This is a genomic window from Actinosynnema sp. NPDC023794, from assembly GCF_040639675.1.
In the GTDB taxonomy this organism is placed as follows: Bacteria; Actinomycetota; Actinomycetes; order Mycobacteriales; family Pseudonocardiaceae; genus Actinosynnema; species Actinosynnema luteola.
The window spans coordinates 236,905-260,233 of sequence record NZ_JBFAFR010000007.1; the positions used below are offsets into that span (position 1 = coordinate 236,905).

Sequence of the window (23,329 nt, forward strand, 5' to 3'; positions counted from 1 at the left end):
GCTGAACCTGCCCCCGGCCGCCGCACCGAGCAGCCGGACCGCCCCGCCCTTCAGGCCCCTGGGCGCACGTCACCCGACTCGTCGCACGGCAAGGTCTCCTCGCCGTGCACGTCGGCGTAGTCCTCGGCCATGTCGTCCGCGGCGGCGCGCATCGCGTCGGACGACACGCTGATCACCCCGGCGAACGGCCGGTCGACGTCCCGGATGAGCAGCAGGCTCAAGGTGAACAGCGTGGTGAGCACCACCAGCGTGGCGGCCTCCACCGCGCGCTTGCGTGCGGGCAGGTTGAACGCGAACGCCATCACGGTGACCGCGAGCGTGATCACCATGAACCAGTAGAGGATCTCCGGGATCGCGGGCACCGACTGCGCCACCCGCTCACTGCGCGCCTCCGAACGCCGCGCGTCCGTCTCGACCAGCGTCTCGAACACGGGGTCCGCCGCCCCGAGCTCCTTGAACACCGCGCGGAACCGGGTGCTCCAGACGCTCGGCTCGGGCGACGTTCCGCTGCCCTCCTCCATGTTCGGCCACTCGTGGGCCAGCACGGCGCGGGCGTAGCAGACGGTGGAGCCCTGCAACGTCCGCGCGGCGGGCTCCGGGGCGAACTCGGAGACCTCGAAGAAGTGGTCGACCACGTTGGCCTCGACGCGCGCCGCCTCGTCCGCCGCGCTGCACGACTCGGCGGCCACCACCAGCACGAACGCCAGGAGCAGCACGGCCAGCGTCCCCATCGGGCTGGTCAGGTCGCTGTTCGTGATCGGCTCGCCGGGCTCGATGTGGCGGCGGCGCTTCAGCAACCAGTTGAAGAACAGGCCCAGGGCCGGCGCGCAGAACGCGGCGCAACGGTGGTGATCACCGGTTCAGGGGTGGACCCGGTCGTGGTCGCCCACAACTCGAACGACCGCGACCACCCGTCCAGGTCACGGCCGCATCACGAAACGGTGGCCGCACGCGTGACCGGGGGTTGTGATGCAGCTCATGAGGACGCATGCTGACGGCCTGTTGGGAGCGCTCCCAAGCAGCGCCCCGTGAGGAGCAGTCGAGTGAACAACGGACCGAGACGACGGCGCGTCGGGCTGACCCTGGCGGCGACCGCGGCGTGCGTGTTGATCGGCGTGAGCGGCGCCGGGGCACAGGGGACGGTGGCGGCTTCGGGACCGCCGCACCTGCCCAAGGGCACGGCGTTCTACGTCGAACCGGACAGCAACGCCGCGCGGCAGGCCGAGCAGTGGCGAGCCGAGGGACGCACCGCGGACGCCGACCTGATGACGGGCTTGGCCGCGCAGCCGACCGCGATCTGGTTCACCACGGCCGGCGCGGAGCAGGTGCGGCAGAACGTGCGCGACGTCGTGCGCGCCGCGCGGGCCAAGGACCAGGTGCCGGTGCTCGTGGCGTACTTCGTGCCCTACCGGGACTGCTCGCAGTGGTCGGCGGGCGGCGCGCGCAGCGAGCAGGAGTACAAGGAGTGGATCGACGCGTTCGCCGCGGGCATCGGTGACGAGAAGGCGGTCGTGGTGGTCGAGCCTGACGGCCTGGCCCTGCTGACCAGCGAGCCGTGGTGCACGATCGGGCCGGACGCCGAGCTGGTGCCCCAGCGGTTCCGCGAGATCAACCACGCCGTGGACGCGCTCAAGCGCGGCAAGCACACCCGCGTCTACCTCGACGCCGGGCACTCCGCGTGGCAGGCGCTCAACGACTACGACGCGGGCTACGGCGAGCCGCGCCAGCAGCTGGGCATCGTCAACCGCCTGCTCCAGGGCGGCGTCACGCGGGCGGACGGTTTCGCGCTCAACACCTCGAACTACCGCTTCACCGAGGACCTGGTCCAGTACGGCACGCGCGTCTCCAAGTGCATCCACCTGCGCACGAAGGCGGGCGCGACCACCTGCCCGGCCGACGAGGAGCTGGACGCGATGCCCGTGCACAAGGCGAAGATGACGCACTTCGTGCTGGACACCAGCCGCAACGGCCGCGGCCACTACACGCCCGGCGAGGGCGAGACCGACTGGTGCAACCCGCCTGGCCGCGGCCTCGGCGAACGCCCCACGGCGAACACCGGCGTCCCGCTGGTGGACGCGTTCCTGTGGATCAAGCGCCCGGGTGAGTCGGACGGCGAGTGCCAGGGCGGCCCGGCCGCCGGGCGCTGGTGGCCCGAGCAGGCGCTGGAACTGGCGGAGCTGGCCTCGCCGCCGCTGCGCTGACGTCGACGTCGGGGCCACCGGCCGCCGGTGGCCCCGACCCGGCGAACCCCTGGCCGCGGGTAACCTGTCGGGGAACGGACATCACGGCGGACCAGGGGTGACAGTGTTCAGCGTGCCCGAGGCGCGGGAAGAACTGACCAGGCTCCTGCCGGTGCTCACCGAGATCGTCGAGGTCCGGGCGGACGCCGCCGAGCTGGCCGCCTCGCTCGACGGCGGCGGGCCCACCGACCTCGGCGGCCTGCCCGAGCTGAAGGCGGCGCAGGCCCGGCTGGACGACCTCATGACCACGGTGCAGGCGACCGGCGCCGAGCTGAAGGGCTTCGCGCCCCTGCTGGTCGACTTCCCGTCCGAGCTCGACGGAGTGCCGGTGCTGCTGTGCTGGATCGAAGGCGACCGAGGCCTCGACTGGTACCACCGGACGGACCTCGGGTTCGCGGGCCGACGCCCCCTGCCCTGACGGCTCGGCCGTTGCGGTGCGACAGCGACCCGTTCGCGGCACGGCGAAGGCCCGCAGGGCGAGGAACCCGGCCCTGCGCGACGCCAACCCACCGGCGATTTCCGGCAGCCCGCGCCGCCGCGCAACGGACCCGGAACCACCCGCAGAGGCCCGATGTGACATGGGTTCGGGTGCCATGGGGGTGCCCGCAAGGGCCCCATGTCACATCGAGCCGGCCTCAACCACCAAGCAGCCGCCCCAACCGGACCTCACCCGAGCAGCCGCCCCAAACCGAACTCCCCGAACAGCCACACGGGATCAGAACGCGATACCCCACCCATCAATCTTCCCGGTGTCGTACGTGTACACGTCCTTCACCCGCAACTTCCACGTCCCGTTCTTCTCCTCAGCCGACGTGTCCACCTTGAACGTCTCATGGATCCCGTCCACCGAGTTCTCCCCACCCGAACGCCGCAGCACGTACACCGCACCGCTCGGACCGATCAGCTCCACCGCCAGATCAGCGGTGTACGGGTGCACGATGTCCACCTTCACCGAGGTCGTCGCCGTCCCACGACCGTCGCATCCGGACACCACGATCTCCGACGTCACGGCCTCACCGGCGTCCGGGATCGCCACGTCCTCGTCGGTGGTCCCACCCTTGCAGGTCGGCGGGTTCGGGTCGCCGCCGCTGATGAAACCCGTGTACAGCAACTTGTTCGGCGTACCGGGGCCGGAGTTCTTGACCACGCCATCGGTCGCGTTGTCGATCAACGCCTTCGCCACCTCCGCCGGAGTGGCCGCGGCACGACCGGGGTTGGCGCCCAAGTACAACGCCGCCGCGCCCGCCACGTGCGGTGACGCCATCGAGGTGCCGTTGATCGTGCGTTCCCCGCCGTCGTTCCACGTCGACGTGATCTTGGTGCCGGGGGCGAAGATGTCCGTGCAGCGACCGAAGTTGGAGAAGGACGACCGGGTGTCCGTGTTGTCCGTCGCGTTGGTCGTGATCGCTTCCGGGGTGCGCGCCGGCGACGTCTTGCACGCGTCGCGGTTGTCGTTGCCGGAGGCCACGGCGACCGTGACACCGGCCGCCACGATCTTCTTCACCGCGTCGTCCACCGCCGTGCTGGCCGCTCCACCGAGGCTCATGTTGGCCACGGCCGGCTTCGCCGCGTGCTGCGCCACCCAGTCCAGGCCGCCGATGACCTGCGACCACTGGCCCGAACCCTGGCAGTTGAGCACCCGCACGCCGACCAGCTTCACGGCCTTGGCCACTCCGTACGTGGTGGAGCCGATGGTGCCCGCGACGTGCGTGCCGTGGCCGTTGCAGTCCTGCGCCTCCGCGTCGTCGTCGATGAAGTCGTGCCCGTCGGCCGCCCGACCGCCGAAGTCGCCGTGCTCCTTCTGGATCCCGGTGTCGACCACGTACGCGGTCACGCCCGCGCCGGTGCTGGTGTAGGTGTACTTCTTGTCCAGCGGCAGGTTCTTCTGGTCCACCCGGTCCAGGCCCCAGGTCGGGTTCTCCTGGGTGTCGGTGGCGTGCGCGAGGGCGTCCTGCTCGACGTACTCGACCGCCGGGTCGGCTGCCAGCCGGCGCGCCTGCGCCGCGCTCATCGAGGCCGCGAACCCGCGCAACGCCGCGGTGTAGGTCCGTTTGACCTCGCCGCCGTACGTGCCGACCAGGGCCTGCGCCGTGGCCGGCGTCTGCTGCACGCTGACCGCGGTCTCCCGCAGCGCGACGATGTAGCTGTCCTTCACCGCGCCCGGCCGACCGGCGCCGAGGACGTCGCCCTCGGGTTGCCGCCCCGCGGCGTGGCCGTGGCCGTAGCCCGCGCAGGCCAGCAGCACGGCCGATGTCGCCAGGGTTGAGGTGACGACCCGTCGCCGGGTCGAGCGGTCGTGTCGCATCGGTCGTTCTCCGTTCACTCGGCCGCCCAGCAGGGGTGTCGGTGAAGACTGACGGCCACGTGGACCAACCCTCCGGTGACGACGGACGTCTGACGACCCGGACAACGGCGCGCAGGCCCGCAAGAACCCCAAGGCGCAACGGCCTGAGGGACCTCGACCAGCTCGTCACCACTCGACTACCCGGCGCAGTCCCCCGTCATACCTCCGGAGCAGTCACCGGATCGGGCGATCGGCCGCGCCGACTACCCCGATAGGCCCTCTCCCGCGCCCGCGCGAGGGCCGCCGGCGCCAGGTCCAGGCCCGGCGGCCGGTTCCGGATCGGGTCGAGCGCGGGCAGGTCGCGGTCGACGTCCCGCGGCCGGACCACGAGCCTGCCGACCGGCCGCCACGGCGCGCCGATCTCCAGCGCGAACCCCAGTTCGGCGGGCAGTTCGGCCAACGCCGCCGAGGACAGCCGACGGTGATCCGGGACGGCGGCCAGCCAGACCAGCCGGTCGCGCCAGCGGAACGGGCTGATGCTGCCGTACCGGGCGCTGGTCCACGTCCGGGCGGGCCGTGGCAGCACGCGGGCGACGCACGTGGACAGCAGCACGTCCCACGGCCCCGGCAGCCGGAACGCCAACCCGAGCACGTCGGGCAACCCACCGGGCGTGCCCACGCCCTTGGACAGCCGACCGGACACCTCCGTCACGCCGACGGGCAGCGGCAGCCCGGGGTCGAACGTCACGGTCACCGTGCCGTCGAACCACCGGCCACGCGGGTGGAACGCCTTGGCGTCCCGCGCGCCGGCCAGCACGCGGAAGGCGGGTTCGACGAGGTCAGGCACTGCGCGCATGCGGATTGCCCTTGAGCGCCGAGCCCAGCGCCACCATGCCCAGGCCGAGCCCCAGGTGCAGCCAGTCGTCGGCCGCGTCGACCGGCACGAAGTTCGCCGCGCTCCCCTTGTCCACGATCAGCCCGTACAGCCACAGCACGAGGTACACCGCGCCGCCGCCGATCAGGAACGCCCGCGCCGCCGACGCCGTGCGCGCCATCGCCAGGCCCACCACGCCGAACAGCAGGTGCACCAGGTTGTGCAGCACGGACACGTGGAACACGCCGATCAGGTGCGCGCCGGATCCGGGGCCGGCGAACGTGATCTCGTCCAACCCGGTGGTGATCCCGGGGACGAACCCGAGCACACCCACCAGCAGGAACACGATCGCGACCGCCATCGCCGCCGCGCGGACCGGGTGCGGCAAGCGCGTGGTCGCACTCATAGCGGATCACCTCGCCTGTGACGGTGGCTCCCGCTCGACTACCCCTCGACGACCGCTCGAAACAGCCCGTCACCCGGCACTGACGGGCCCCTCGTCGGCACCGGGTCTTTCCCCAGCACCCGCATCCGACGCCGCACGACCACCTCCACGCGACACACGCCCAGCACGGGCAACCGCACGCCCGTCCCGCGACCCCGTCCCACCGCCGGCCGCACCAGCCACCGCACGACCACCCGCCACCCCATCCACCGCGCGACCATCCACCGCGCCACCCGGCACACCATCCACCACACGACCCGCCGCGCCGTCCACCGCGCCCCGCTCCTCCCCGCTCGCCGCCGCACGCCCCGTCGCCGCCGAGGCCACGTCCGGGTAGCGCGGGAACAACCGGTCCAGGTCCGTCCGCTCGAACACCCGCCGCACGTGCGGCGGCACGGCGGCCAGCCGCAGCCAACCACCCGCCCGCTGGGCCCTCGCCCTCGTGCGGACCAGCGCGCTCATCGCCTGGGCGCCGCAGAACGCGACCCCCGACATGTCGAGCACGATCCGGTCACGTCCCTCGCTGACCAAGCGGTCCATCCGGTCCAGCACCCGGCGCGCGCCCGCCAGGTCCAGCTCCCCGGTCGCCACGACCACCGCGCACCCCGTCCGGTGAGCCTCGACCGACAGCGCCAGCATCCCGATCCCTTCACGCCACCCGGCAGTACTCGTCGTCATCGCCGCCCGCGCCGACCAGGGAGAGCAGCAGCCCCTCCCTGGTCGACCAAGGGCATATCTCCACCTCGTCGTGCCCCGTGGCCACCATCAACGCCTCCGCCACCAGGGCCCCCGCCAACGACTGCTCCGCACGATGCCGGGAGATGCCCGGCAACCGGGCGCGCCGGGGCACGGGCATCCGGGACAGCCGGGGTATCCAGCCGCGCAGGTCGGCCAGGCGCAGGGAGCGCGGCACGAGCGGTCCCTCCTGCTGCGGTCTCGCCCCGGCGAGCCGCGCCAACTGCTGGAACACCTTCGAGCAGCCGACGGCCCGGTGTCCGGCGACCGACGTACCCTCCAGCGCGGCCACCACCCGGTCGTGCACCAGCACCTGTTCCCGGGCCAGGCCTCGGTGGTCGCGCGGCGCGGTGCGGTCGAGCGCGAGCCGCCGGGTCATCGTGCGGGCGCCTAACGGCAGCGAACGCGTGAACGACGGCTCCACGTCGTCACCGACGGCGAGCTCCACCGTGCCGCCGCCGACGTCGAGCACCAGCAGCGGGCCGGCGCGCCAGCCGAACCAGTGCCGCGCGGCCCGGTAGGACAGGCGGGCCTCCTCCCGGCCGGGCAGCACGCGCAACCGCGTGCCGGTGCGGCGGGCGACCTCGGCGATGACCTGCTCGGCGTTGGGCGCGTCGCGGATGATGGAGGTGGCGAAGGGCACGATGGCGGAGACGCCGGCGCGGTCGGCGATCCGGTGCGCGGCTTCGACGGCGGTCACAACCTGTTCGACGCCCTCCGGGCGGAGTCGGTTGTGCCGGTCGAGCGCCCGGTCGAGCCGGAGCCGGGTCTTGTGCGAGACGATCGGGTGCAGCGGCGAGCCCGAGACGACGACCAGGTTGGCGCTGAAGCAGCCGACGTCGATCACGCCGACCTGACCTGGTCGTCCGGACATACGTCACCACCATCCAAGTGAGAGAGGTACCGGGAGGGGTGCCCAAAGGCGCATCGGGTGAAACCGGATTGGGTGATCCGACTCCGGGTAGTTCACGGTCATGAGTGCTTCGGAGAGGCCGTTGGCGGTGGTGACCGGCGCGTCGAGCGGGATCGGGCTCGAGCTGGCGAAGGTGTTCGTCGAGCACGGGTTCGACCTGGTCGTGGCGGCGGAGAACGACGTGGTGCACGACGTGGCACGGGAGTTGGCCGCCGGTGGGGCGCGGGTGGACCCGGTGCGGGCGGACCTGGCCACGTTCGAGGGCAACGAGGACCTGGTCGCCGTGGTCGAGGGCGTGGGACGGCCGGTGGACGCGTTGGCGGTCAACGCCGGGGTCGGCCTCGGCGGTGATTTCGTCGACGACAGCGACCTGCGCAGCCACCTGCGGGTGGTCGACCTCAACATCTCCTCGGCGGTGCACCTGGCGAAGCGGCTCGTGCCCGCGATGGTGGAGCGCGGCGCCGGCCGGGTGCTGTTCACGTCGTCGGTGGCGGCGACCGCGCCCGGGCCGTTCCACTCGGTGTACGCGGCGTCGAAGGCGTTCCTGGCGTCGTTCTCGCAGGCGTTGCGGGAAGAGCTGCGCGACAGCGGGGTGACGGTGACCGCGCTGATGCCGGGCCCGACGGACACCGACTTCTTCCGCCGGGCGGGCATGACCGGCACCAAGGTCGCGACCGGGCCGAAGGACGACCCGGCGGACGTCGCGCGGGCGGGGTTCAAGGCGCTGGTGGACGGCGACGACCACGTGGTGGCCGGTTCGCTGCGGAACAAGGCGCAGGCCGCAGCCGGCCGCGTCCTGCCGGACCCGGTGAAGGCGCGGGCGATGCGCGCGATGACCGAACCGGGCTCTGGGAACACCTGACCGGCGCCGGGGAACACCTGGCCGAAGCCGCCGGGGAAGAACCGCCGACCGAGGATCGGCGTTCCGCGATCTCGGGCAGGATCAGAACTCCGGGATGTCGGGCACCCGCCTCCTCGACCTCTCATCCGGCGCACCCGACTCACCCGACGCCCGTGCCGCGCGGTGATCGCGCGCCACACACGGCTCCGGCGTCTCGTCCCCGATCAACGCCCGGTACTCGTCGACCTCCTGCGGGGTCGGGTCGATCGGCGCTTCCTCCGCGATCTCGTCCGGGTCGACCGGGTCGATCGGCTCTTCCGCCCGCTCCCGGGGCTCCAGTGGTTCCTGTGCTGCGGTCATGACCGCTGGTTACCCAGTGTGCGAATGCTCGAACGGGGTAACCGTGACGCCGTGACCATCCACGCGAGACGAGACGTCCCCGCCCTGCCCGACCTGGTGTTCATCGCCGCCGCCGACCCCGCCCGCCTGGCCTCCTGGCTGCCCGACCCCTACCAGGTCGTCGGCCGCGCGGACGACGTGCTGATCCTGCGCGCCAACGACGAGCCGCACCAGGTCAGCCTCGCCGCCGACTACGACCAGCTGCTCCTCACCTGGACGCCGCTGGCCGAGCACGGCTGCCGGGGCGAGCTGCGCGTCTCGCTGGCCGGGGTGGCGGGCAGCGTCGCCGAGCTCCGGGTGGACGACTGCCCCGACGACCAGCTGCCGTCACGCCTGCTCGAAGCCCTCGCGAACGAAGTTGAGCAGAACCTCACCGCCGGCTGATCATGCGCGGGTGGACATCCGCACCGCCCGGCCGGACGAACTGCCGCTGCTGCCCCCGATCGAACGGGCCTCCGGTGAGCCCTTCCGCGATTTCGGCATGCCCGAGATCGCCGACGACGACCCGATGCCGCTGAGCACCCTCGCCGGTCTGCACGTCTGGGTGGCCGTCGACCCGCACCCGGTGGCCTGGATCGCCGTCGAGGTGCCGGCCGAGGACCGGGCGGCGCACGTCGAGCAGATCTGCGTGCACCCCGACCACGCGCGGCGCGGCATCGGGGCGGCGTTGCTCGACCACGTCGGGCGCTGGGCCGCGACGCGCGGGCTGGACGCGTTGACCTTGACCACGTTCCGCGACATCCCGTGGAACGGCCCTTATTATCGACGGCTCGGGTTCCACGAGGTGGCCGACCTCTCGCCGCGTCTGACTGCCGTCGTGGCGGCGGAAGCCGCACGTGGCCTGGACCCGGCGACACGTGTTTGCCTGCGCAGGCCGCTTCCGTGACGGTGATCGGGCGCGATACTGAACGGGCAGGCCCTCCCCTGCCAGCAACCGTTCGGAGGTTCCCCCGGTGGTCGACTTCGTGCACGAGGCACTGCTCTACCGCGACGACGAGGACTACCTCGCGGGGACAGTGCCGTTCGTGCGCGACGGCGTCGCCGCGGGTGAACCGGTGCTCGTGGCCGTGCCGCGACACGGCATCGACCTCCTGCGGCGCGCGCTGGGCGGGCTGGCCGAGCAGGTCGAGTTCCTGGACATGAGACGCGCCGGGCGCAACCCGGGCCGGATCATCCCGGGTGTGCTGACCGCGTTCACCGACAACAACGCCGCCACCGGCCGGGTGCGGATCATCGGCGAGCCGATCTGGCCGGACCGCACGGAACTCGAGTACCCGGCCTGCGTGCAGCACGAGGCGCTGATCAACACCGCGTTCGAGGACCGGCCCGCCTGGATCCTGTGCCCGTACGACACGGCGAACCTCGCGCCGGAGGCGGTGCGCGACGCGGAGACCACGCACCCGGTCATGGTCGAGGGGCAGCAGCGCAGACCGAGCACCGGCTACCGCGAGCCGTTCCTGATCGCCGAGGAGTTCAACCGGCCACTGCCGTCGCCGCCGCCGAACGCGCTGACCCGCCGGTTCGACCTCGACGCCCTCGGCGTCACCCGGCGGCTGGTGGCCGCGTTCGCCGTCGAGACGGGCCTGACCGCCGACCAGGTGGAGGACCTCGTCCTCGCGGTCAACGAGCTGACCACGAACAGCGTGGTGCACGGCGGCGGCTTCGGCACGCTGCTGCTGTGGCGCGAAGGCGGCGCGGTGGTGTGCGAGGTGCGTGACGCCGGCCGGATCGCGAGCCCGATGGTGGGCAGGCGCAACCCCGGCGTGGACTCCCGCGGCGGGTACGGCGTGATGCTGGTGAACCTGCTGTGCGACCTGGTCCGCGTGCACACCCACGAGGCCGGCACGGCGATCCGCGTGTACGTCGGCTGACCCCGCACCCACTCCGGGCACACCCCGCGCCACCCCCGGCGGACCACCTCACCGCCTGCCGAACCCGTCTGCGTCGTGTGTGCTTGCACACCCACCGACCGCCGTCTCCGGATCCACGCTGGTCACGAATCGCCCTTCGCGCGCAATTCGTGCCGCCGCAGGCGCGCCGCCCGGCAGAATCGGCCCCGTGACTCCCGCACTTCTGCTCGCCCACGGGGCCGGTGGCACGGTCCGCGCCCACTTCAGCCCGCTCATCCCGCGGCTGTCGCGCAAGCGCAAGGTGCACGCGGTGGACTTCCCCGGCTCCGGGACCACCCCGCGCGCGACCGGGCCCCTCGACCTGGACGACCTCGCCGACCGGCTGGTGGCCGCCGCCGAAAGCGAGGAGCGGTTCGCGGTCGTCGGCTACTCGATGGGCTGCGCGGTCGCCGTGCGCGCGGCGCGGCGGCACCCCGAACGCGTGACCGCCCTGGTGCTCACCACCGGGTTCGCCCACCTCGACGACGAGACGAGCGAACGGGTGCGGCAGTGGCGCCGGCTGCTGGACGCCGACCGCGCCGAGCTGGCCCGCTTCATGGTGTCCGTCGCGTTGGGCGAGCCGTTCCGCCGGCGGCTGACCGCCGAGCAGACCGCGGGTTTCCTGGAGCTGATCGCGCTCACCGTCCCGCCCGGCACCCCCGATCACGTCGACCTGGTGCAGCGGATCGACCTGCGTGACGAGCTGCCGACGCTGACCGTGCCGACGCTCGTGATCGGGGCCAAGCACGACCGGCTGATCGCCCCCGGCGCCACGCGCGCCCTGGCCGACTTGATCCCCGGCGCGCGGTGGGCCGAGCTGGACAGCGGCCACTCGCCCGCGGTGGAGGCGCCCGCCGAGTGGGCTCGGCTGATCGAGGAGTTCCTGGACTCCCTCCCCGCCCGCGGCTGAGCGCCACCGCTCGCCCGTGCGCCGCGAATCGCCCGTCCACAACAGCTTCGACGGCACGGCGACGTTCGTGCTCCAGGCCCGGGACGTGCACGGCGACGTGCACGTCCACCTGCCGCCCGGGGCCGAGCCGGTCGACCTCGCCGCGGCGGAGCTGGCCGCGCTCGTGCTGGCGCAGTGGCGCGACGAGTCCGCCGCCCGCGACGTGTTCGACCCCGCGCCGCTGCCGGTGCTGTGGCGGGCGGGCCGCGAGCACGCCGACCACCAGGCGAACATCGGCGGCGCGGCGCCCGAGGGCGACGACCTGGCGCGGCTGGCGGAGGCGTTCCGCGCGCTGCCACGCGGCAGGTTGGTGGTGCTCGGGGAGCCTGGCTCGGGCAAGACCACGTTCGCGATGCTGATGGTGCAGCAACTGCTGGTCGACCTGCGCGAGCGGCAGACGGTGCCGGTGCTGCTGTCGGTCGCGTCCTGGGACCCGGTCCGCGAGCGGCCCGCCGAGTGGCTGCTGCGCCGGATCACCGAGGAGTACCCCGGCCTGCACGTCACGCACGGCCGGGCCGCGGTCGAACGGCTGGTGCGCGACCGGCGGGTGCTGCCGGTGCTGGACGGGCTGGACGAGCTGCCCGCGCCGGTGCGCGGCGGGGCGCTGGCGGCGTTGCACAAGGGGTTCGGCGAGGTGGTCGTCACGTCCCGCGCCGCCGAGTACGCGGCGGCCGTGGCCGACGGCGAGGTGCTGCGGTCGGCGGCTGTGCTGCGCGCCGCGCCGCTCACCCCGTCCGCCGTGGTCGCGCACCTGCGCACCGCCGTCACGCCGGGCCGATCACCCGCCTGGCGCCCGGTGCTGGACGAGGTCGAGGGCCATCCGAAGGGCGACCTGGCCACCGCGCTGTCCACGCCGCTGATGGTGTGGCTCGCGCGCCGCGTCTACCGCGCGCCCGCCACCGACCCCGGCGAGCTGGTCCGCCTGCCCGACCGGGCGGCGATCGAGGAGCACCTGCTGGACGGGCTGATCCCCGCCGCGTTCGACGACGAGGACCGCGGCCGGTGGGACGTCGAGCAGGCCACCCGGTACCTGCGGTTCCTGGCCGACCACCTGACGGCACGCCGCGAGCAGGACATCGCCTGGTGGCGGCTGAGCCGGGCGCGGCCGGCCCGGGTCGCGTTCCTCGTGCTGGCCTCGCTGGTCACCGGGGTGGTGCTGGCGGCCCTGGTGGTCGCGGACCTCAACTTCGCCCGCCTCGACCAGCTCGGCTGGTTCGCGACCGCGCTCGGCTTCCCGGTGGGCGTGGTCGTCTGGCTGCTCGTGGAGTTCACCTCGGGCGGGGTGACGTCCGACGGCCGGGCGCCGACCGGCAGGCCGGGCCGGACGGCGTGGCGCAGGCGGATCCGCGCGCTGGTCCAGGAAGCCCGGCACCGACCGCGCCGGGCCGTGCTCGCGGTGGGCGGCTGGGTGGGCGGCACGGCGTTGATCGGCGGGCCGCTGGCGGCGATCGGCGACCACTTCGGGTGGTTCCTGCTGCCCGCGGCCCTGCTGCTCGGGTTCGGCAGGTCCGTGCTGATGTCACCGGTCGACGCGGACCGCGCGGTCGACCCCGACGCGCTGCTGCGCGGCGACCGCAGGGCGGTGCTCGCGGTGCTGCTGTTCGTCGCGCCGCAGGTCGGCTCGCTCATGTACCTGCCGACGCTGCACCAGGGCGAACCCGTCGTGGTGCAACTGCTGCTCGGCGCGGTGTTCATGATCGGCTCGTGGGCGGGGTGCGGTGCGGTCGCGCTGCTGGTCAGCGCGTCCGGCCGGTGGGTGGTGACCAGGGCGGGCCTGGCGCTGACCGGGCGGCTGCCGTGGGCTGCCCTGGCGTTCCTGCGCGAGGCGCACCGGGCGGGCGTGCTGCGCCGGGTCGGCGGCGTCTACCAGTTCCGGCACGTCCGGCTGCGCGACCGGCTGGCCACGGTGTCGCCCACGCCCGGCCACGGCCTCACCACGGTGCCGGTCCGCGGCAGCGAGGTGCTGTTCCGGCAGGCGAACACGGTCACCGGGTCCCGTGCGGCGCTGTCGATCGGCGGTGCGGTGGCGTTCGCGGTGTTCGCGGCGCTCGGCAACATGATCCGGCTGATCGTCCCCGCCTGGGTGCCGTGGGCCGTCCTCGTCGCGAGCCTCGCGGCGCTGCACTGGCACGTGCGCGGCGTGCCGTGGCGGCCCAACCGGCTGCGGGTGGAGCCGACCCGGCTCGTCGTGTCGTGGCACGGCTACTCGCGCGAGTTCACCGCCCGCCAGGTGGACCGGTTGGAGATCCGGCTCATCGACGACCGGACGTACGGCCTGCGCCTGCGCACGAGGGCCGGGATCCGGCCGGCCGGCGACGACGGGTGGCTCGTGGTGTGGCCGCTCGGCGACACCGCCCGCGGGCACCCGGACCTGGAACGGGCGCTGGCGCGGTTCGCGAGGTCGGCCGGTTTGCGGGTCGCGCGGCCGGGCTAACCAGGCCCCATGACCAACACGCTCGTCCTCGACGTGGACGGCACGCTGGTGGACACCAACTACCACCACGCGGTGGCCTGGTTCCGCGCGTTCCGCCGCTTCGACATCACCGTGCCGACCTGGCGCCTGCACCGGGCCATCGGGATGGGCGGTGACAAGCTCGTCGCCGCCGTCGCGGGCGAGCACGTGGAACGGGAGCACGGCGACGACCTGCGCAAGGCGTGGGAGGTGGCGTTCGAGCCGATGCTGGCCGAGGTCAGGCCGCTGGAGGGCGCGCACCGCCTCATCTCCTCGGCGCTGGAGCAGGACTTCGCGGTGGTGCTGGCCAGCTCCGGCAAGCGCCACCACGTCGACCACTACCTGAAGCTGATCGACACGCCCGGCATCACCTCGACCTCGTCGGACGACGTCGCCGACAGCAAGCCCGCGCCGGACCTGATCGAGGCGGCGTTGCGGCGGGTGGACCGCGGCGGCCGGGCCGTGGTCATCGGCGACTCGGTGTGGGACTGCGAGGCCGCCGCACGGGCCGGGCTGCCCGCGGTGTGCCTTCGCACGGGTGGTTTCGGCGAAGCCGAGTTGCGCGACGCCGGCGCGTCGGCAGTCTACGAGGAACTCGACGAGTTGCGGGCGGACCTCACCGACCTGCCGATGGCGTAGGAGGAATCGTGCGGATCGGCTACACGCTGATGACCGAGCAGGCCGGGCCACGGGAGCTGGTCGAGCACGCGGGGCTCGCCGAGCAGGCGGGGTTCGACTTCGAGGTGATGAGCGACCACTACTCGCCCTGGCTGGACGAGCAGGGGCACGCGCCGTACGCGTGGAGCGTGCTCGGCGCGGTCACGCAGGCCACCGAGCGGGTCGAGCTGATGACGTACGTGACCTGCCCGACCATGCGCTACCACCCGGCGGTGGTGGCGCAGAAGGCGGCGACCGTGCAGCTGCTGTCGGGCAACCGGTTCACGCTCGGCATCGGCGCGGGCGAGAACCTGAACGAGCACGTCGTCGGCCGCGGCTGGCCGCCGGTGAACGTGCGGCACGAGTTGCTGCGCGAGGCCGTGGAGATCATCTCCCAGCTGTTCGAGGGCGGGTACGTCAACTACTCGGGCCAGCACTTCCGGGTCGACTCGGCGAAGCTGTGGGACCTGCCCGAGCAGCGCGTGCCGATCGCGGTGGCGGTGTCCGGCGGGCAGTCGGTGCGCACGTTCGCGCCGCTGGCGGACGCGATGGTGGCGACCGAGCCGGACGCGTCGCTGAGCCGGGAGTGGGACGTCTTCCAGGGCAAGCGCTCGCGCAAGATCGGCCAGCTGCCGATCTGCTGGGACCCCGACCGCGACGCGGCGGTCCAGCGCGCCCACGAGCAGTTCCGGTGGTTCGCGGGCGGCTGGAAGGTCAACTCCGAGCTGCCCGGCACGTCCGGTTTCGCCGGCGCGACGCAGTTCGTGCGGCCGGAGGACGTGGCTGAGCAGATCCCGTGCGGCCCGGACGTCGGCCCGGTCGTGGAGGCGGTGGCGAAGTTCCGCGAGGCGGGCTTCACCGACCTGGCGCTGGTCCAGATCGGCGGCGACCACCAGCCGGAGTTCCTGGACTTCGCCAAGGGCGAGCTCCTACCGGCCCTCCGCTGACCCGACAGCGCTCACCGACAGCGCGGCCACTGGCCGCACACCCACCGACAGCTCCCGCCGGCAACCTCCACCGAGCGGGCCGCCGGGTCAGGTCAGCCCCGGCCGGACGAGCTGCCGCGGTCCCTCGACGGCGGCCCGGTCACCACCGTGGGAGGTCCGGGGTTCGGCACGATCACGGCCGGCGCGTTCGACGGCACGACGGGCGTCTCCCGTTCGGCCTTGGTGGTGGTCGTCGTGGCGCCGGGGGTCGTTGCCACCACCGTGCTGCCGTCGCCCGCGGCGTGGTCCCCGGTGTTCCCCGTGTTCCCGGCCGGCAGCTCCGGCGCCGGCACGCCCTCCAGCACGGTCACCGTGGAGGGGTTGCCCGGCACCGCCGCACCGGTCTGCGGCGCCTGTTCGGCGATCGGCTCGGCCGCGGTGCTCGTCGCCGGTCTGCCGACGCGCTCGCCGGACCCGGGGTCGAACGGGTCGCTCATCGCCAGGAAGCCGACCGCGGTCAGCACCACGGCCGCCGCGGCGGCGCCCAGCAGCAGTGGCCGGTTGTCGGACTTCGGCTCGGGTTCGACCACCTCGGGCCGGTGCACCACCGCCACCTCGACCAGCGGCGACAGGCCGGCGCTCGCCCGCTGCGCCGCCGCGAGCAGCCGCTCGCACTCCGCCGCCGACGGCCGCTTGGCAGGGTCGGACGCGGTCATCGCGGTCAGCACGTCGACCCACGGGTCGGGCAGGTTGGCCGGGATGCGCGGCTCCCGGTGGAGCCGCGACAGCGCCGCCTCCGTGTCGCCGCCCGGGTACTCGGGCCGCCCGGTCAGGCACTCCAGCAGCACCAGGCCGAGCGCGTAGACGTCGGCGGCCGGCAGCACGTCGCCCCCGCGCACCTGCTCGGGCGCGAGGTAGCCGGCCGTGCCGACCAGGACCCCCGACCTGGTGACGCGGGTGACCTGGGCCTGCAACGCCAACCCGAAGTCGGCCAGGTACGCCCGCCGCCCGGTCGCGTCGAGCAGGATGTTGGACGGCTTCACGTCCCGGTGCACCACGTCGTTGGCGTGCACGTGGGCCAGCACGCCGGCGATCTGCGACCCGATCGCGGCCACCACCTCGGGCGACATCGCGCCGCGCATGCGCCGGCGCAGCGTGCCGCCGTCGACCGGCTGCATCACGAAGAACGGCCGGCCGCGGAAGCTGCCGGTGCCGTACACCTCGACCAGGCCGGGGAACTGCATGGCGCCGAGCACCTGCGCCTCGCGGTCGAGCCGGATCCGGTCCTCGCCGGAGGCCTGGCCCAGGAAGAACTTGATCGCGACCTGCCGGTCGAGACGGGTGTCCACCGCCCGGTACACCTCGGCCATGCCGCCCGACCCGTACAGGCTGCCGAGGGCGTATCTGCCGTCGACCACCTCTCCGGTCAGGTCACCGTCCCACATCCGGTTGAACCTCCGCTGTGTCGACGATGTCGGCCCGGACGCCGGAAGCTACCTGTCCCCGGCACGGTCAGCCACCCCGTTTGCCCTTCCGCGTCCACCTACCCGTAACACCGCCGCCACAAACCACCGATTTCTTCGGGATGCCGAAGCCGGCCACCGTCGTGTCGGCGCACCGACCCGCGGGTACCTCCGCGACATGACCGAACGCGAGCGCGAACCCACGATCGACGAGTTCATCGACGACCCCGCCGCGAAGGTGGACGCCCTCGGCGAGGTGGACGAGGTCAGGCCCGCGCAAGACGGGAACGACCCCGACGAAGAGTACGAGCACGGACCCGTGGACGGCACCGAGCCAGCCGACTGAGCGCCGAAGACCACCCGGTTGAGTGACCTCCGGCGCACGGTCGAGCGAAATCCCTCACCCGTTACGGCGTGGCTGTCGTGCAGGTCGCGGTCGACGAGGTCGTGGTGGTGGTAGTGGGCAGTGTGGTCACCGGCGGACCGGCCGAGGCGGGCCGGGTGCCGCTGCAGTAGTGCGACTCCACCTGGCCGTCGGACACGTCGCCGTGCGCGAACACGACGTACTCGGTGCCCTGGTAGAGGCTGATGCCGCACATCGCACCGCTGGCGGGCGTGACGATGTCGACCTGGGACGGCACGTCGGCCTTGTAGACCCGGCCGACGTCGACGGTGTAGCGGTACTTGTCGTCGTAGGTCACGGACGGGTCGCCGGCCTCCAGCGTCTTGCTCAGCACGACCGCGTCGAAGACGTAGGTCGCCTGGTGGAAGCGCTGCCCCTCGGTGCTGGGCAGGCAGCTGCACGCGCTGGCCGGGCTGGTGAACACGGCGGCGAGCAGGGCGGCGGTGGCGGTGACGACACCGGCCGCGTGGGCCAGCAGTCTCAAGCGTGGCAAGGTTTCCCCCTGGTGGTCGAAGGAGAGCGCCCAGCGGCGCGATCTCCGGCGGGTGGTCACGGCGCGGCCGTCGTGCAGGTCGTCGTGGGCGGCGAGGTGCCGGACCACGGCGAGGTGGTCGTGGGCGGCCCGGCCGCGGCCGTCCGGGTGCCGCTGCAGTACTCGGTCTCCACCCGGCGGTCGGACACGTCGCCCTTCGCGAACACGACGTACGCGGCGTCGACGGTGAGCCGGATCCCGCAGGAGTGGTTCCGCGGCGACAGCACGTAGACCCGGTGCGGGACGTCACCCTTGTACTCGGTGTCGACCTCGACCGTGTACCGGTAGAAGTGCTCCTCGGCCTTTTCGTGGACCACCACGCCGGAGAACACGTAGGTGGCCTGCTGGTAGCGCAGGGCCTCGTTGGCCGGCATGCAGACGCAAGCGCCGGCGGGGTTGACGAACACGGCGGTGAGCAAGGCCGCGGTGACGGTGACCACCGCCGCCGCGTGGGCGAGTAATCGGAAGCGCGCCAAAGGATCCCCCTCGTGGACAAGGAGTGGACGGTGGCGGTGTCCGCCCAGCGTACGGTCAGGCGTGCAGGGCGAGCCACAGTTCGGCGCGCACGCCTGCGGATTCCAGCGAACGGCCGAGCAGCGCCTCCACCCGCTTGAGCCGGTTGCGCACGGTGTGCCGGTGCACGCCCAGCCGGGCGGCGGCCGGGTCGGCTAGGCCGTGGCACGCGAGCCACACCCGCACCGTCTCGCGCAGCACGTCGTCCAGCGGCGCGAGCAGGGCGGCGGCGAACTCCGCCGCGTCCGGCGCGAGCATGCCGGAGCCGGCGACCTCCTCGAACGCGTCCACGCCCGCCTCCAACGCGCGCAACGCCTCCCGGTAGCCGCGCGCGACGCCGTCCACGTCCACCGGGCTGGACGCGGCGGCGGGCACGTCCACCTCGTGGGCCAGCACCACGACCCGACCGTCCACCTCCGCCCAGAACCCCGCCGGCTCGGCCCGCTCACGCAGCACGAACACCCGGAACGGCCCGTCCGGCACCCCGTCCACCGGCACGCCCGCCAGCACCAGCCGGAACCGCGCTTCCCGCAGCTCCCGCCGCACCGCGTCGACCTCGTCCGACCGGGCCAGGGCCACGGTCAGCAGCGACGCGGCTGTGTTGACCACGCCCGCGTCCAGCGGCGCGCCTGCGGCCACGGCGAGGTAGCCGCGCCGGCCCAGCACCTGCATGGCGACGTGCCGCCCGCCCGACTGCCACGCCGCGCCCGCCGGTCCGCCCGCCGCCGCGAGCCGCCGCACGTGCCCGGCGAGGTCCGGCAGCGAGCCGACGACGTGCACCGGCGCGCCGTGCGGGTCGAGCAACGCCGCCGCGCCGTCGATGAGCCGGGCCAACCGCCGCACGACGCCCGTCGGCCCGTCGGCGACCGCGGCACGGGTCAGCGCCCGCTGCGCCGCGCCGGTGCGCGCCAGCGCCGCGTACTCGTCCGCCGCGACGGCCCGCGACACCGCCTTGGTGATCGCGATGAACGGCGTGGCCCGCGGCACCTCCAGCAGCGCCAGCCCGGCGTCCCGAGCGGCCCGGACCAGGTCCGCCGGCACGTGGTCGTGGCTCAGCCCGGTGCCGAACCCGAGCCCCACCGCGCCGGCCGCCACCAGCCGCCGCACGTACCCGTCGTGCGGCCCGAGCGCGATGCCCGTGGTCAGCAGCAGCTCACCGCCCTCCAGGAACGGCGTCGGATCGACCAGCTCGGTGCTGTGCACCCACGCCACGACCCGGTCCAGCCCCGCGTCCACGTGCACGGTCAGCCCGACCTCGCGGGCCAACGCCCCGACCGTCAACGACATGGACACTGTGTACAGCCGGCGACCCCCCGTCCACCACTCCGGACACTGTCGTCGGACGCCGGACCGGTCGATGCTGGAGCCATGGCCCGACTGCGCACCGAGATACCCGGACCCCGGTCACGCGAGCTGGCCGCGCGGCGCAAGGGCGCGGTCGCGGCGGGCGTCGGCTCGGTGCTCCCGGTGTTCGTCGACCACGCCGAGCCGGGCCTGGTGGTCGACGTCGACGGCAACCGGCTGATCGACCTCGGCTCCGGCATCGCGGTGACCGGCGTCGGCAACCCCGCTCCGCGCGTCGCGCGGGCCGTGCACGAGCAGGTCGACCGGTTCAGCCACACGTGCTTCACGGTCACGCCGTACGAGGGTTACCTGGACGTGTGCGAGCGGCTGGCCGAGCTGACGCCCGGCGGGCACGACAAGCGCTCGGTGCTGCTCAACTCCGGCGCGGAGGCGGTGGAGAACGCGGTCAAGATCGCCCGGCGCGCCACCGGGCGGCCGGGCGTCGTGGTGCTCGACCACGCCTACCACGGCCGCACGAACCTCACGATGGCGATGACCGCCAACGAGCTGCCCTACAAGCACGGCTTCGGCCCGTTCACCCCCGAGGTGCACCGGATCCCCGGCTCCTACCCCCTGCACGACGGCCTGACCGGCGCGGAAGCCGCGCGCCGCGCCGTCGCCGCGATCGACCGGCCGGACGGGATCGCGTGCGTCGTGGTCGAGCCGATCCAGGGCGAGGGCGGCTTCGTCGTGCCCGCGCCGGGTTTCCTCCCCGCCCTCGCCGACTGGTGCCGGTCGCACGGCGTGCTGCTGGTCGCCGACGAGGTCCAGACGGGGTTCTGCCGCACGGGCGACTGGTTCGCGTGCGACCACGAGGGCGTGGTCCCCGACCTGGTGGCCACCGCGAAGGGCATCGCGGGCGGACTGCCGCTGGCCGCCGTCACCGGGCGCGCCGACGTGATGGACGCCGTGCACGCGGGCGGGCTCGGCGGCACGTACGGCGGCAACCCGATCGCCTGCGCCGCCGCCGTCGCCGCGATCGACACCATGCGCGAGCTGGCCCTCGACGCCGCCGCCCGGCGCATCGAGGCGATCGCGCTGCCCCGCCTGCGCGCCCTCACGTCGGACGCGGTCGTGCAGGCCCGTGGCCGCGGCGCGATGCTGGCCGTGGAACTGACCTCCGCCGAGGAGGCGGCCCGGGCCGCGGCCACCTGCCACGCGGCCGGGGTGATCGTGCTGACCTGCGGTGCCCGTGGGAACGTGATCCGCCTGCTGCCACCGCTCGTCATCCCTGACGAGCTGCTGGCCGAGGGCCTGGACGTGCTGGGAGGAGCCCTTCAGTGACGACGACGCCGTACTGGGTCGCGGGACGGCCCGCGACGAGCGAGGACCTGGTCGAGATCCGCACGCCGCACGACGGCGCCCTGGCCGGCGTGACGTCCAACGCGACCGCCGAGGACGTGGAGCGGGCCGTCGCCTCGGCGCACGCCGTGGCCGACGAGTTCGCCGCCCTCCCCGCGCACGCCAGGGCGGCGGCGCTGGACCACGTGTCACGCCGGCTCGCCGAGCGCGCGGACGAGGTGGCCGCGCTGATCACGGCCGAGTCGGGCAAGCCGGTGAAGTGGTCGCGGATCGAGGTCACCCGCGCGGTGTCGACGTTCCGCTGGGCCGCCGAGGAGGCGCGCCGCTTCTCCGGCGAGCTGCAGCGGCTGGACACCGACCCGGCGGCGGACGGCAGGCTGGCGCTCGTGCGGCGGGCGCCGCGCGGTCCCGTGCTGGGCATCGCGCCGTTCAACTTCCCGCTGAACCTGGTGGCGCACAAGGTCGCGCCGGCGTTGGCGGTCGGCGCGCCGATCGTGGTCAAGCCCGCGCCGACGACGCCGCTCGTGGCGCTGCTGCTGGGCGGGCTGCTGGCGGAGACCGACCTGCCCGCCGGCTCGTGGTCGGTGCTGCCGGTGCCCAACGAGGTGGCGGGCGCGCTGGCCGAGGACCCCCGGCTGCCGGTGGTGTCGTTCACCGGTTCCGGCCCGGTCGGCTACTCCGTCCTGGACCGGGCGCCGCGCAAGCACGTCGTGCTCGAGCTGGGCGGCAACGCGGCGGCCGTCGTCTGTCCGGATTGGACTGACCTCGACCGGGCGGCGCAGCGGATCGCCACGTTCTCGATGTACCAGGGCGGCCAGTCGTGCATCTCGGTGCAACGCGTGTACGCGCACGAGGACGTGTACCCGGCGTTGGCCGAAGCCGTGGTGTCGCACGTGCGCAAGCTCGGCACGGGCGACCCGACCGACCCGGCCACCGACGTCGGCCCGCTGATCGACGAGGCCGCCGCGCGGCGGGTCGAGGCGTGGGTGGACGAGGCCGTCGCGGCGGGCGCGCGGGTGCTGACCGGCGGGCGGCGGGCGGGCGCGACCTACGAGCCGACCGTGCTGGCCGACGTGCCGCCGGCGTGCAAGGTGGTGGACGAGGAGGTGTTCGGACCGGTGGTGGTGCTGGACTCCGTGCCGTCGGTCGACGAGGCCTTCGACCGGGTGAACGCGTCCCGGTTCGGGTTGCAGGCGGGCCTGTTCACGCACGACGTCCGGCTGGCGTTCCGCGCCGCCAGGCGGCTGGCCGTCGGCGGGGTGATCGTGGGCGACGTCCCGAGCTTCCGCGCCGACCAGATGCCGTACGGCGGTATCAAGGAGTCGGGCACGGGCCGCGAGGGGGTGCGCGCGGCCATGGAGGACCTCACCGAGCAGCGGGTCCTCGTGCTCACCGGACTGGAGTTGTAGAGCTTGCCGCCCGACCACGCCGCCATCGCGATCGCCACCGACGCCGCCGCCGACCTCGACCGAGGCCGGCGGCTGCTCGTGGGCGTCCTCGACGGACCCGCCCGCGCCGCGCCGGGCCACGACGACGTCCTCCTCACCCGACCGCCGTCGGCCCGCTTCGCGGTACGGCTCACCGAAGCCGTCCACCGGCACAACGACTCGGCCGCGACCCCGCTCCGCCTACGGTTGGTCATGGCTCACGGCGAGGTCTCCACGGCGCTCGCCGTGCTCGGCTCGGAGGCCCTCCGGTCCGCGCACGCGGCCACCACCCGTCCCGTCACGGTCGCGCTCACGGACGGCTACGCCCGGGCCCGACCGATCACCGACACCGATCGCCACCGGATCGTGCGAGTGCCCGGCGTGCCCGAACCGGTCTGGCTGCTCGACGCCCGCGTGCCGGACGCCGAAGCCCTCTTCCACGCGCTGATGGCGCTGCCGTCCATGCAGCGGGAGGAGTCGCGCCGACTGGTCCTCGACCTGCTGCCGCCCGCGATCACCGCCGCCGTGCCGCACCACCCGAACGGCGCGCTGCACGTGAGCGGCCTGCTGCTGACGTGCCTGGAGCACGAGGACGGCTTGAATGCCCTCCGCCACGCCTTGCACTTGGTGGAAGGTGAGGGTTCCACACCAATGGCCCGGATTGACACCCTATTGCGCAGTGAATCGAACCTCGACCGGTAGCGACAATCCGTAACGTGTTACCCGGAATAGGGCGATGCC

General features: G+C 73.6%; 25 protein-coding genes. 14 read left to right on the forward strand and 11 right to left on the reverse strand.

Annotated features, from left to right (window positions below; all coding sequences use genetic code 11):
• Window positions 1-50: 50 nt before the first annotated feature.
• Entirely contained in the window at window positions 51-818 is a 768-nt protein-coding gene (locus tag AB0H12_RS18465) for a bestrophin-like domain (RefSeq protein ID WP_499624120.1), read from the reverse strand.
• A gap of 225 nt (window positions 819-1,043) precedes the next feature.
• On the opposite strand from AB0H12_RS18465, the gene AB0H12_RS18470 reads away from it, so the two are divergent.
• Together AB0H12_RS18470 and AB0H12_RS18475 are read left to right on the forward strand one after the other, a co-directional pair.
• Window positions 1,044-2,201 carry a glycoside hydrolase family 6 protein gene (locus tag AB0H12_RS18470; protein ID WP_499624031.1) on the forward strand — a complete coding sequence of 386 codons (1,158 nt, stop codon included), beginning with the start codon at window positions 1,044-1,046 and terminating at the stop codon, window positions 2,199-2,201.
• 97 nt (window positions 2,202-2,298) lie between these two features.
• A complete protein-coding gene (locus tag AB0H12_RS18475) occupies window positions 2,299-2,658 on the forward strand; it encodes a DUF2203 domain-containing protein (RefSeq protein ID WP_499624032.1) in 360 nt (119 codons plus the stop codon).
• 297 nt (window positions 2,659-2,955) lie between these two features.
• Here the strand turns inward: AB0H12_RS18475 and AB0H12_RS18480 are convergent, their stop codons facing one another.
• The 5 genes from AB0H12_RS18480 to AB0H12_RS18500 form a co-directional block, all read right to left on the reverse strand.
• Window positions 2,956-4,545, reverse strand: a complete 1,590-nt coding sequence (locus tag AB0H12_RS18480) for a S8 family peptidase (RefSeq protein WP_499624033.1) — start codon at window positions 4,543-4,545, stop codon at window positions 2,956-2,958.
• A 196-nt stretch (window positions 4,546-4,741) separates the two neighbouring features.
• Window positions 4,742-5,380: a hypothetical protein gene (locus tag AB0H12_RS18485; RefSeq protein WP_499624034.1), complete on the reverse strand. Its 639-nt coding sequence runs from the start codon at window positions 5,378-5,380 to the stop codon at window positions 4,742-4,744.
• Complete coding sequence (locus AB0H12_RS18490; protein WP_499624036.1) at window positions 5,364-5,804, reverse strand: DUF4383 domain-containing protein; 441 nt, start codon at window positions 5,802-5,804, stop codon at window positions 5,364-5,366. The genes AB0H12_RS18485 and AB0H12_RS18490 overlap by 17 nt, the downstream gene beginning before the upstream one ends.
• A gap of 69 nt (window positions 5,805-5,873) precedes the next feature.
• On the reverse strand, window positions 5,874-6,482 hold the full coding sequence (locus tag AB0H12_RS18495) for an STAS domain-containing protein (protein WP_499624037.1): 609 nt from the start codon (window positions 6,480-6,482) through the stop codon (window positions 5,874-5,876).
• Between the two features lie 10 nt (window positions 6,483-6,492).
• A complete protein-coding gene (locus AB0H12_RS18500; RefSeq protein WP_499624038.1) occupies window positions 6,493-7,452 on the reverse strand; it encodes a Ppx/GppA phosphatase family protein in 960 nt (319 codons plus the stop codon).
• Between the two features lie 100 nt (window positions 7,453-7,552).
• Here AB0H12_RS18500 and AB0H12_RS18505 point away from each other — a divergent pair, with 100 nt between their 5' ends.
• Window positions 7,553-8,353 carry an SDR family NAD(P)-dependent oxidoreductase gene (locus tag AB0H12_RS18505; RefSeq protein ID WP_499624039.1) on the forward strand — a complete coding sequence of 267 codons (801 nt, stop codon included), beginning with the start codon at window positions 7,553-7,555 and terminating at the stop codon, window positions 8,351-8,353.
• 81 nt (window positions 8,354-8,434) lie between these two features.
• Here the strand turns inward: AB0H12_RS18505 and AB0H12_RS18510 are convergent, their stop codons facing one another.
• Entirely contained in the window at window positions 8,435-8,692 is a 258-nt protein-coding gene (locus AB0H12_RS18510; protein ID WP_499624040.1) for a hypothetical protein, read from the reverse strand.
• A 51-nt stretch (window positions 8,693-8,743) separates the two neighbouring features.
• Between AB0H12_RS18510 and AB0H12_RS18515 the strand changes: the two genes are divergently transcribed.
• The 7 genes from AB0H12_RS18515 to AB0H12_RS18545 all read left to right on the forward strand — a co-directional run bounded on the left by AB0H12_RS18515 (window position 8,744) and on the right by AB0H12_RS18545 (window position 15,625).
• The gene (locus AB0H12_RS18515) at window positions 8,744-9,115 is read left to right on the forward strand and encodes a hypothetical protein (RefSeq protein ID WP_499624041.1); all 372 of its coding nucleotides are present in this window, start codon (window positions 8,744-8,746) and stop codon (window positions 9,113-9,115) included.
• 10 nt (window positions 9,116-9,125) lie between these two features.
• Entirely contained in the window at window positions 9,126-9,617 is a 492-nt protein-coding gene (locus AB0H12_RS18520) for a GNAT family N-acetyltransferase (RefSeq protein ID WP_499624042.1), read from the forward strand.
• 67 nt (window positions 9,618-9,684) lie between these two features.
• Entirely contained in the window at window positions 9,685-10,602 is a 918-nt protein-coding gene (locus tag AB0H12_RS18525; protein WP_499624043.1) for an anti-sigma factor RsbA family regulatory protein, read from the forward strand.
• Between the two features lie 187 nt (window positions 10,603-10,789).
• The gene (locus tag AB0H12_RS18530; protein ID WP_499624044.1) at window positions 10,790-11,530 is read left to right on the forward strand and encodes an alpha/beta fold hydrolase; all 741 of its coding nucleotides are present in this window, start codon (window positions 10,790-10,792) and stop codon (window positions 11,528-11,530) included.
• 16 nt (window positions 11,531-11,546) lie between these two features.
• Entirely contained in the window at window positions 11,547-14,003 is a 2,457-nt protein-coding gene (locus AB0H12_RS18535) for an NACHT domain-containing protein (RefSeq protein WP_499624045.1), read from the forward strand.
• Between the two features lie 9 nt (window positions 14,004-14,012).
• Entirely contained in the window at window positions 14,013-14,660 is a 648-nt protein-coding gene (locus AB0H12_RS18540) for an HAD family hydrolase (RefSeq protein WP_499624046.1), read from the forward strand.
• Between the two features lie 8 nt (window positions 14,661-14,668).
• Window positions 14,669-15,625 (forward strand): LLM class F420-dependent oxidoreductase, encoded by a 957-nt coding sequence (locus AB0H12_RS18545; RefSeq protein WP_499624047.1) that lies wholly within the window; start codon window positions 14,669-14,671, stop codon window positions 15,623-15,625.
• A gap of 92 nt (window positions 15,626-15,717) precedes the next feature.
• Here the strand turns inward: AB0H12_RS18545 and AB0H12_RS18550 are convergent, their stop codons facing one another.
• Window positions 15,718-17,049: a serine/threonine-protein kinase gene (locus AB0H12_RS18550; RefSeq protein ID WP_499624048.1), complete on the reverse strand. Its 1,332-nt coding sequence runs from the start codon at window positions 17,047-17,049 to the stop codon at window positions 15,718-15,720.
• A 196-nt stretch (window positions 17,050-17,245) separates the two neighbouring features.
• Here AB0H12_RS18550 and AB0H12_RS18555 point away from each other — a divergent pair, with 196 nt between their 5' ends.
• A complete protein-coding gene (locus AB0H12_RS18555; protein ID WP_499624049.1) occupies window positions 17,246-17,413 on the forward strand; it encodes a hypothetical protein in 168 nt (55 codons plus the stop codon).
• Window positions 17,414-17,474: 61 nt separating this feature from the next.
• Here the strand turns inward: AB0H12_RS18555 and AB0H12_RS18560 are convergent, their stop codons facing one another.
• The 3 genes from AB0H12_RS18560 to AB0H12_RS18570 all read right to left on the reverse strand — a co-directional run bounded on the left by AB0H12_RS18560 (window position 17,475) and on the right by AB0H12_RS18570 (window position 19,802).
• Window positions 17,475-17,954 (reverse strand): hypothetical protein, encoded by a 480-nt coding sequence (locus AB0H12_RS18560; RefSeq protein WP_499624050.1) that lies wholly within the window; start codon window positions 17,952-17,954, stop codon window positions 17,475-17,477.
• Between the two features lie 65 nt (window positions 17,955-18,019).
• Entirely contained in the window at window positions 18,020-18,478 is a 459-nt protein-coding gene (locus AB0H12_RS18565; protein WP_499624051.1) for a hypothetical protein, read from the reverse strand.
• A 55-nt stretch (window positions 18,479-18,533) separates the two neighbouring features.
• Window positions 18,534-19,802: a PucR family transcriptional regulator gene (locus AB0H12_RS18570; RefSeq protein ID WP_499624052.1), complete on the reverse strand. Its 1,269-nt coding sequence runs from the start codon at window positions 19,800-19,802 to the stop codon at window positions 18,534-18,536.
• Between the two features lie 81 nt (window positions 19,803-19,883).
• Here AB0H12_RS18570 and gabT point away from each other — a divergent pair, with 81 nt between their 5' ends.
• The 3 genes from gabT to AB0H12_RS18585 are packed head-to-tail and all read left to right on the forward strand — an operon-like array spanning window position 19,884 to window position 23,290.
• Window positions 19,884-21,143, forward strand: a complete 1,260-nt coding sequence (gene gabT / locus AB0H12_RS18575; RefSeq protein WP_499624053.1) for a 4-aminobutyrate--2-oxoglutarate transaminase — start codon at window positions 19,884-19,886, stop codon at window positions 21,141-21,143.
• Complete coding sequence (locus tag AB0H12_RS18580; protein WP_499624054.1) at window positions 21,140-22,570, forward strand: aldehyde dehydrogenase family protein; 1,431 nt, start codon at window positions 21,140-21,142, stop codon at window positions 22,568-22,570. The genes gabT and AB0H12_RS18580 overlap by 4 nt, the downstream gene beginning before the upstream one ends.
• Before the next feature lie 3 nt (window positions 22,571-22,573).
• A complete protein-coding gene (locus AB0H12_RS18585; RefSeq protein ID WP_499624055.1) occupies window positions 22,574-23,290 on the forward strand; it encodes an effector-associated domain 2-containing protein in 717 nt (238 codons plus the stop codon).
• Window positions 23,291-23,329: the final 39 nt, after the last annotated feature.

Excerpts from the sequence above, each read along its gene's own strand:
- AB0H12_RS18480 (WP_499624033.1), bottom strand. The coding sequence starts at position 4,545 with ATGCGACACGACCGCTCGACCCGGCGACGGGTCGTCACCTCAACCCTG.
- AB0H12_RS18485 (WP_499624034.1), bottom strand. The coding sequence starts at position 5,380 with ATGCGCGCAGTGCCTGACCTCGTCGAACCCGCCTTCCGCGTGCTGGCC.
- AB0H12_RS18490 (WP_499624036.1), bottom strand. The coding sequence starts at position 5,804 with ATGAGTGCGACCACGCGCTTGCCGCACCCGGTCCGCGCGGCGGCGATG.
- AB0H12_RS18495 (WP_499624037.1), bottom strand. The coding sequence starts at position 6,482 with ATGCTGGCGCTGTCGGTCGAGGCTCACCGGACGGGGTGCGCGGTGGTC.
- AB0H12_RS18500 (WP_499624038.1), bottom strand. The coding sequence starts at position 7,452 with ATGTCCGGACGACCAGGTCAGGTCGGCGTGATCGACGTCGGCTGCTTC.
- AB0H12_RS18505 (WP_499624039.1), top strand. The coding sequence starts at position 7,553 with ATGAGTGCTTCGGAGAGGCCGTTGGCGGTGGTGACCGGCGCGTCGAGC.
- AB0H12_RS18510 (WP_499624040.1), bottom strand. The coding sequence starts at position 8,692 with ATGACCGCAGCACAGGAACCACTGGAGCCCCGGGAGCGGGCGGAAGAG.
- AB0H12_RS18540 (WP_499624046.1), top strand. The coding sequence starts at position 14,013 with ATGACCAACACGCTCGTCCTCGACGTGGACGGCACGCTGGTGGACACC.
- AB0H12_RS18550 (WP_499624048.1), bottom strand. The coding sequence starts at position 17,049 with ATGTGGGACGGTGACCTGACCGGAGAGGTGGTCGACGGCAGATACGCC.
- AB0H12_RS18555 (WP_499624049.1), top strand. The coding sequence starts at position 17,246 with ATGACCGAACGCGAGCGCGAACCCACGATCGACGAGTTCATCGACGAC.
- AB0H12_RS18570 (WP_499624052.1), bottom strand. The coding sequence starts at position 19,802 with ATGTCGTTGACGGTCGGGGCGTTGGCCCGCGAGGTCGGGCTGACCGTG.
- gabT (WP_499624053.1), top strand. The coding sequence starts at position 19,884 with ATGGCCCGACTGCGCACCGAGATACCCGGACCCCGGTCACGCGAGCTG.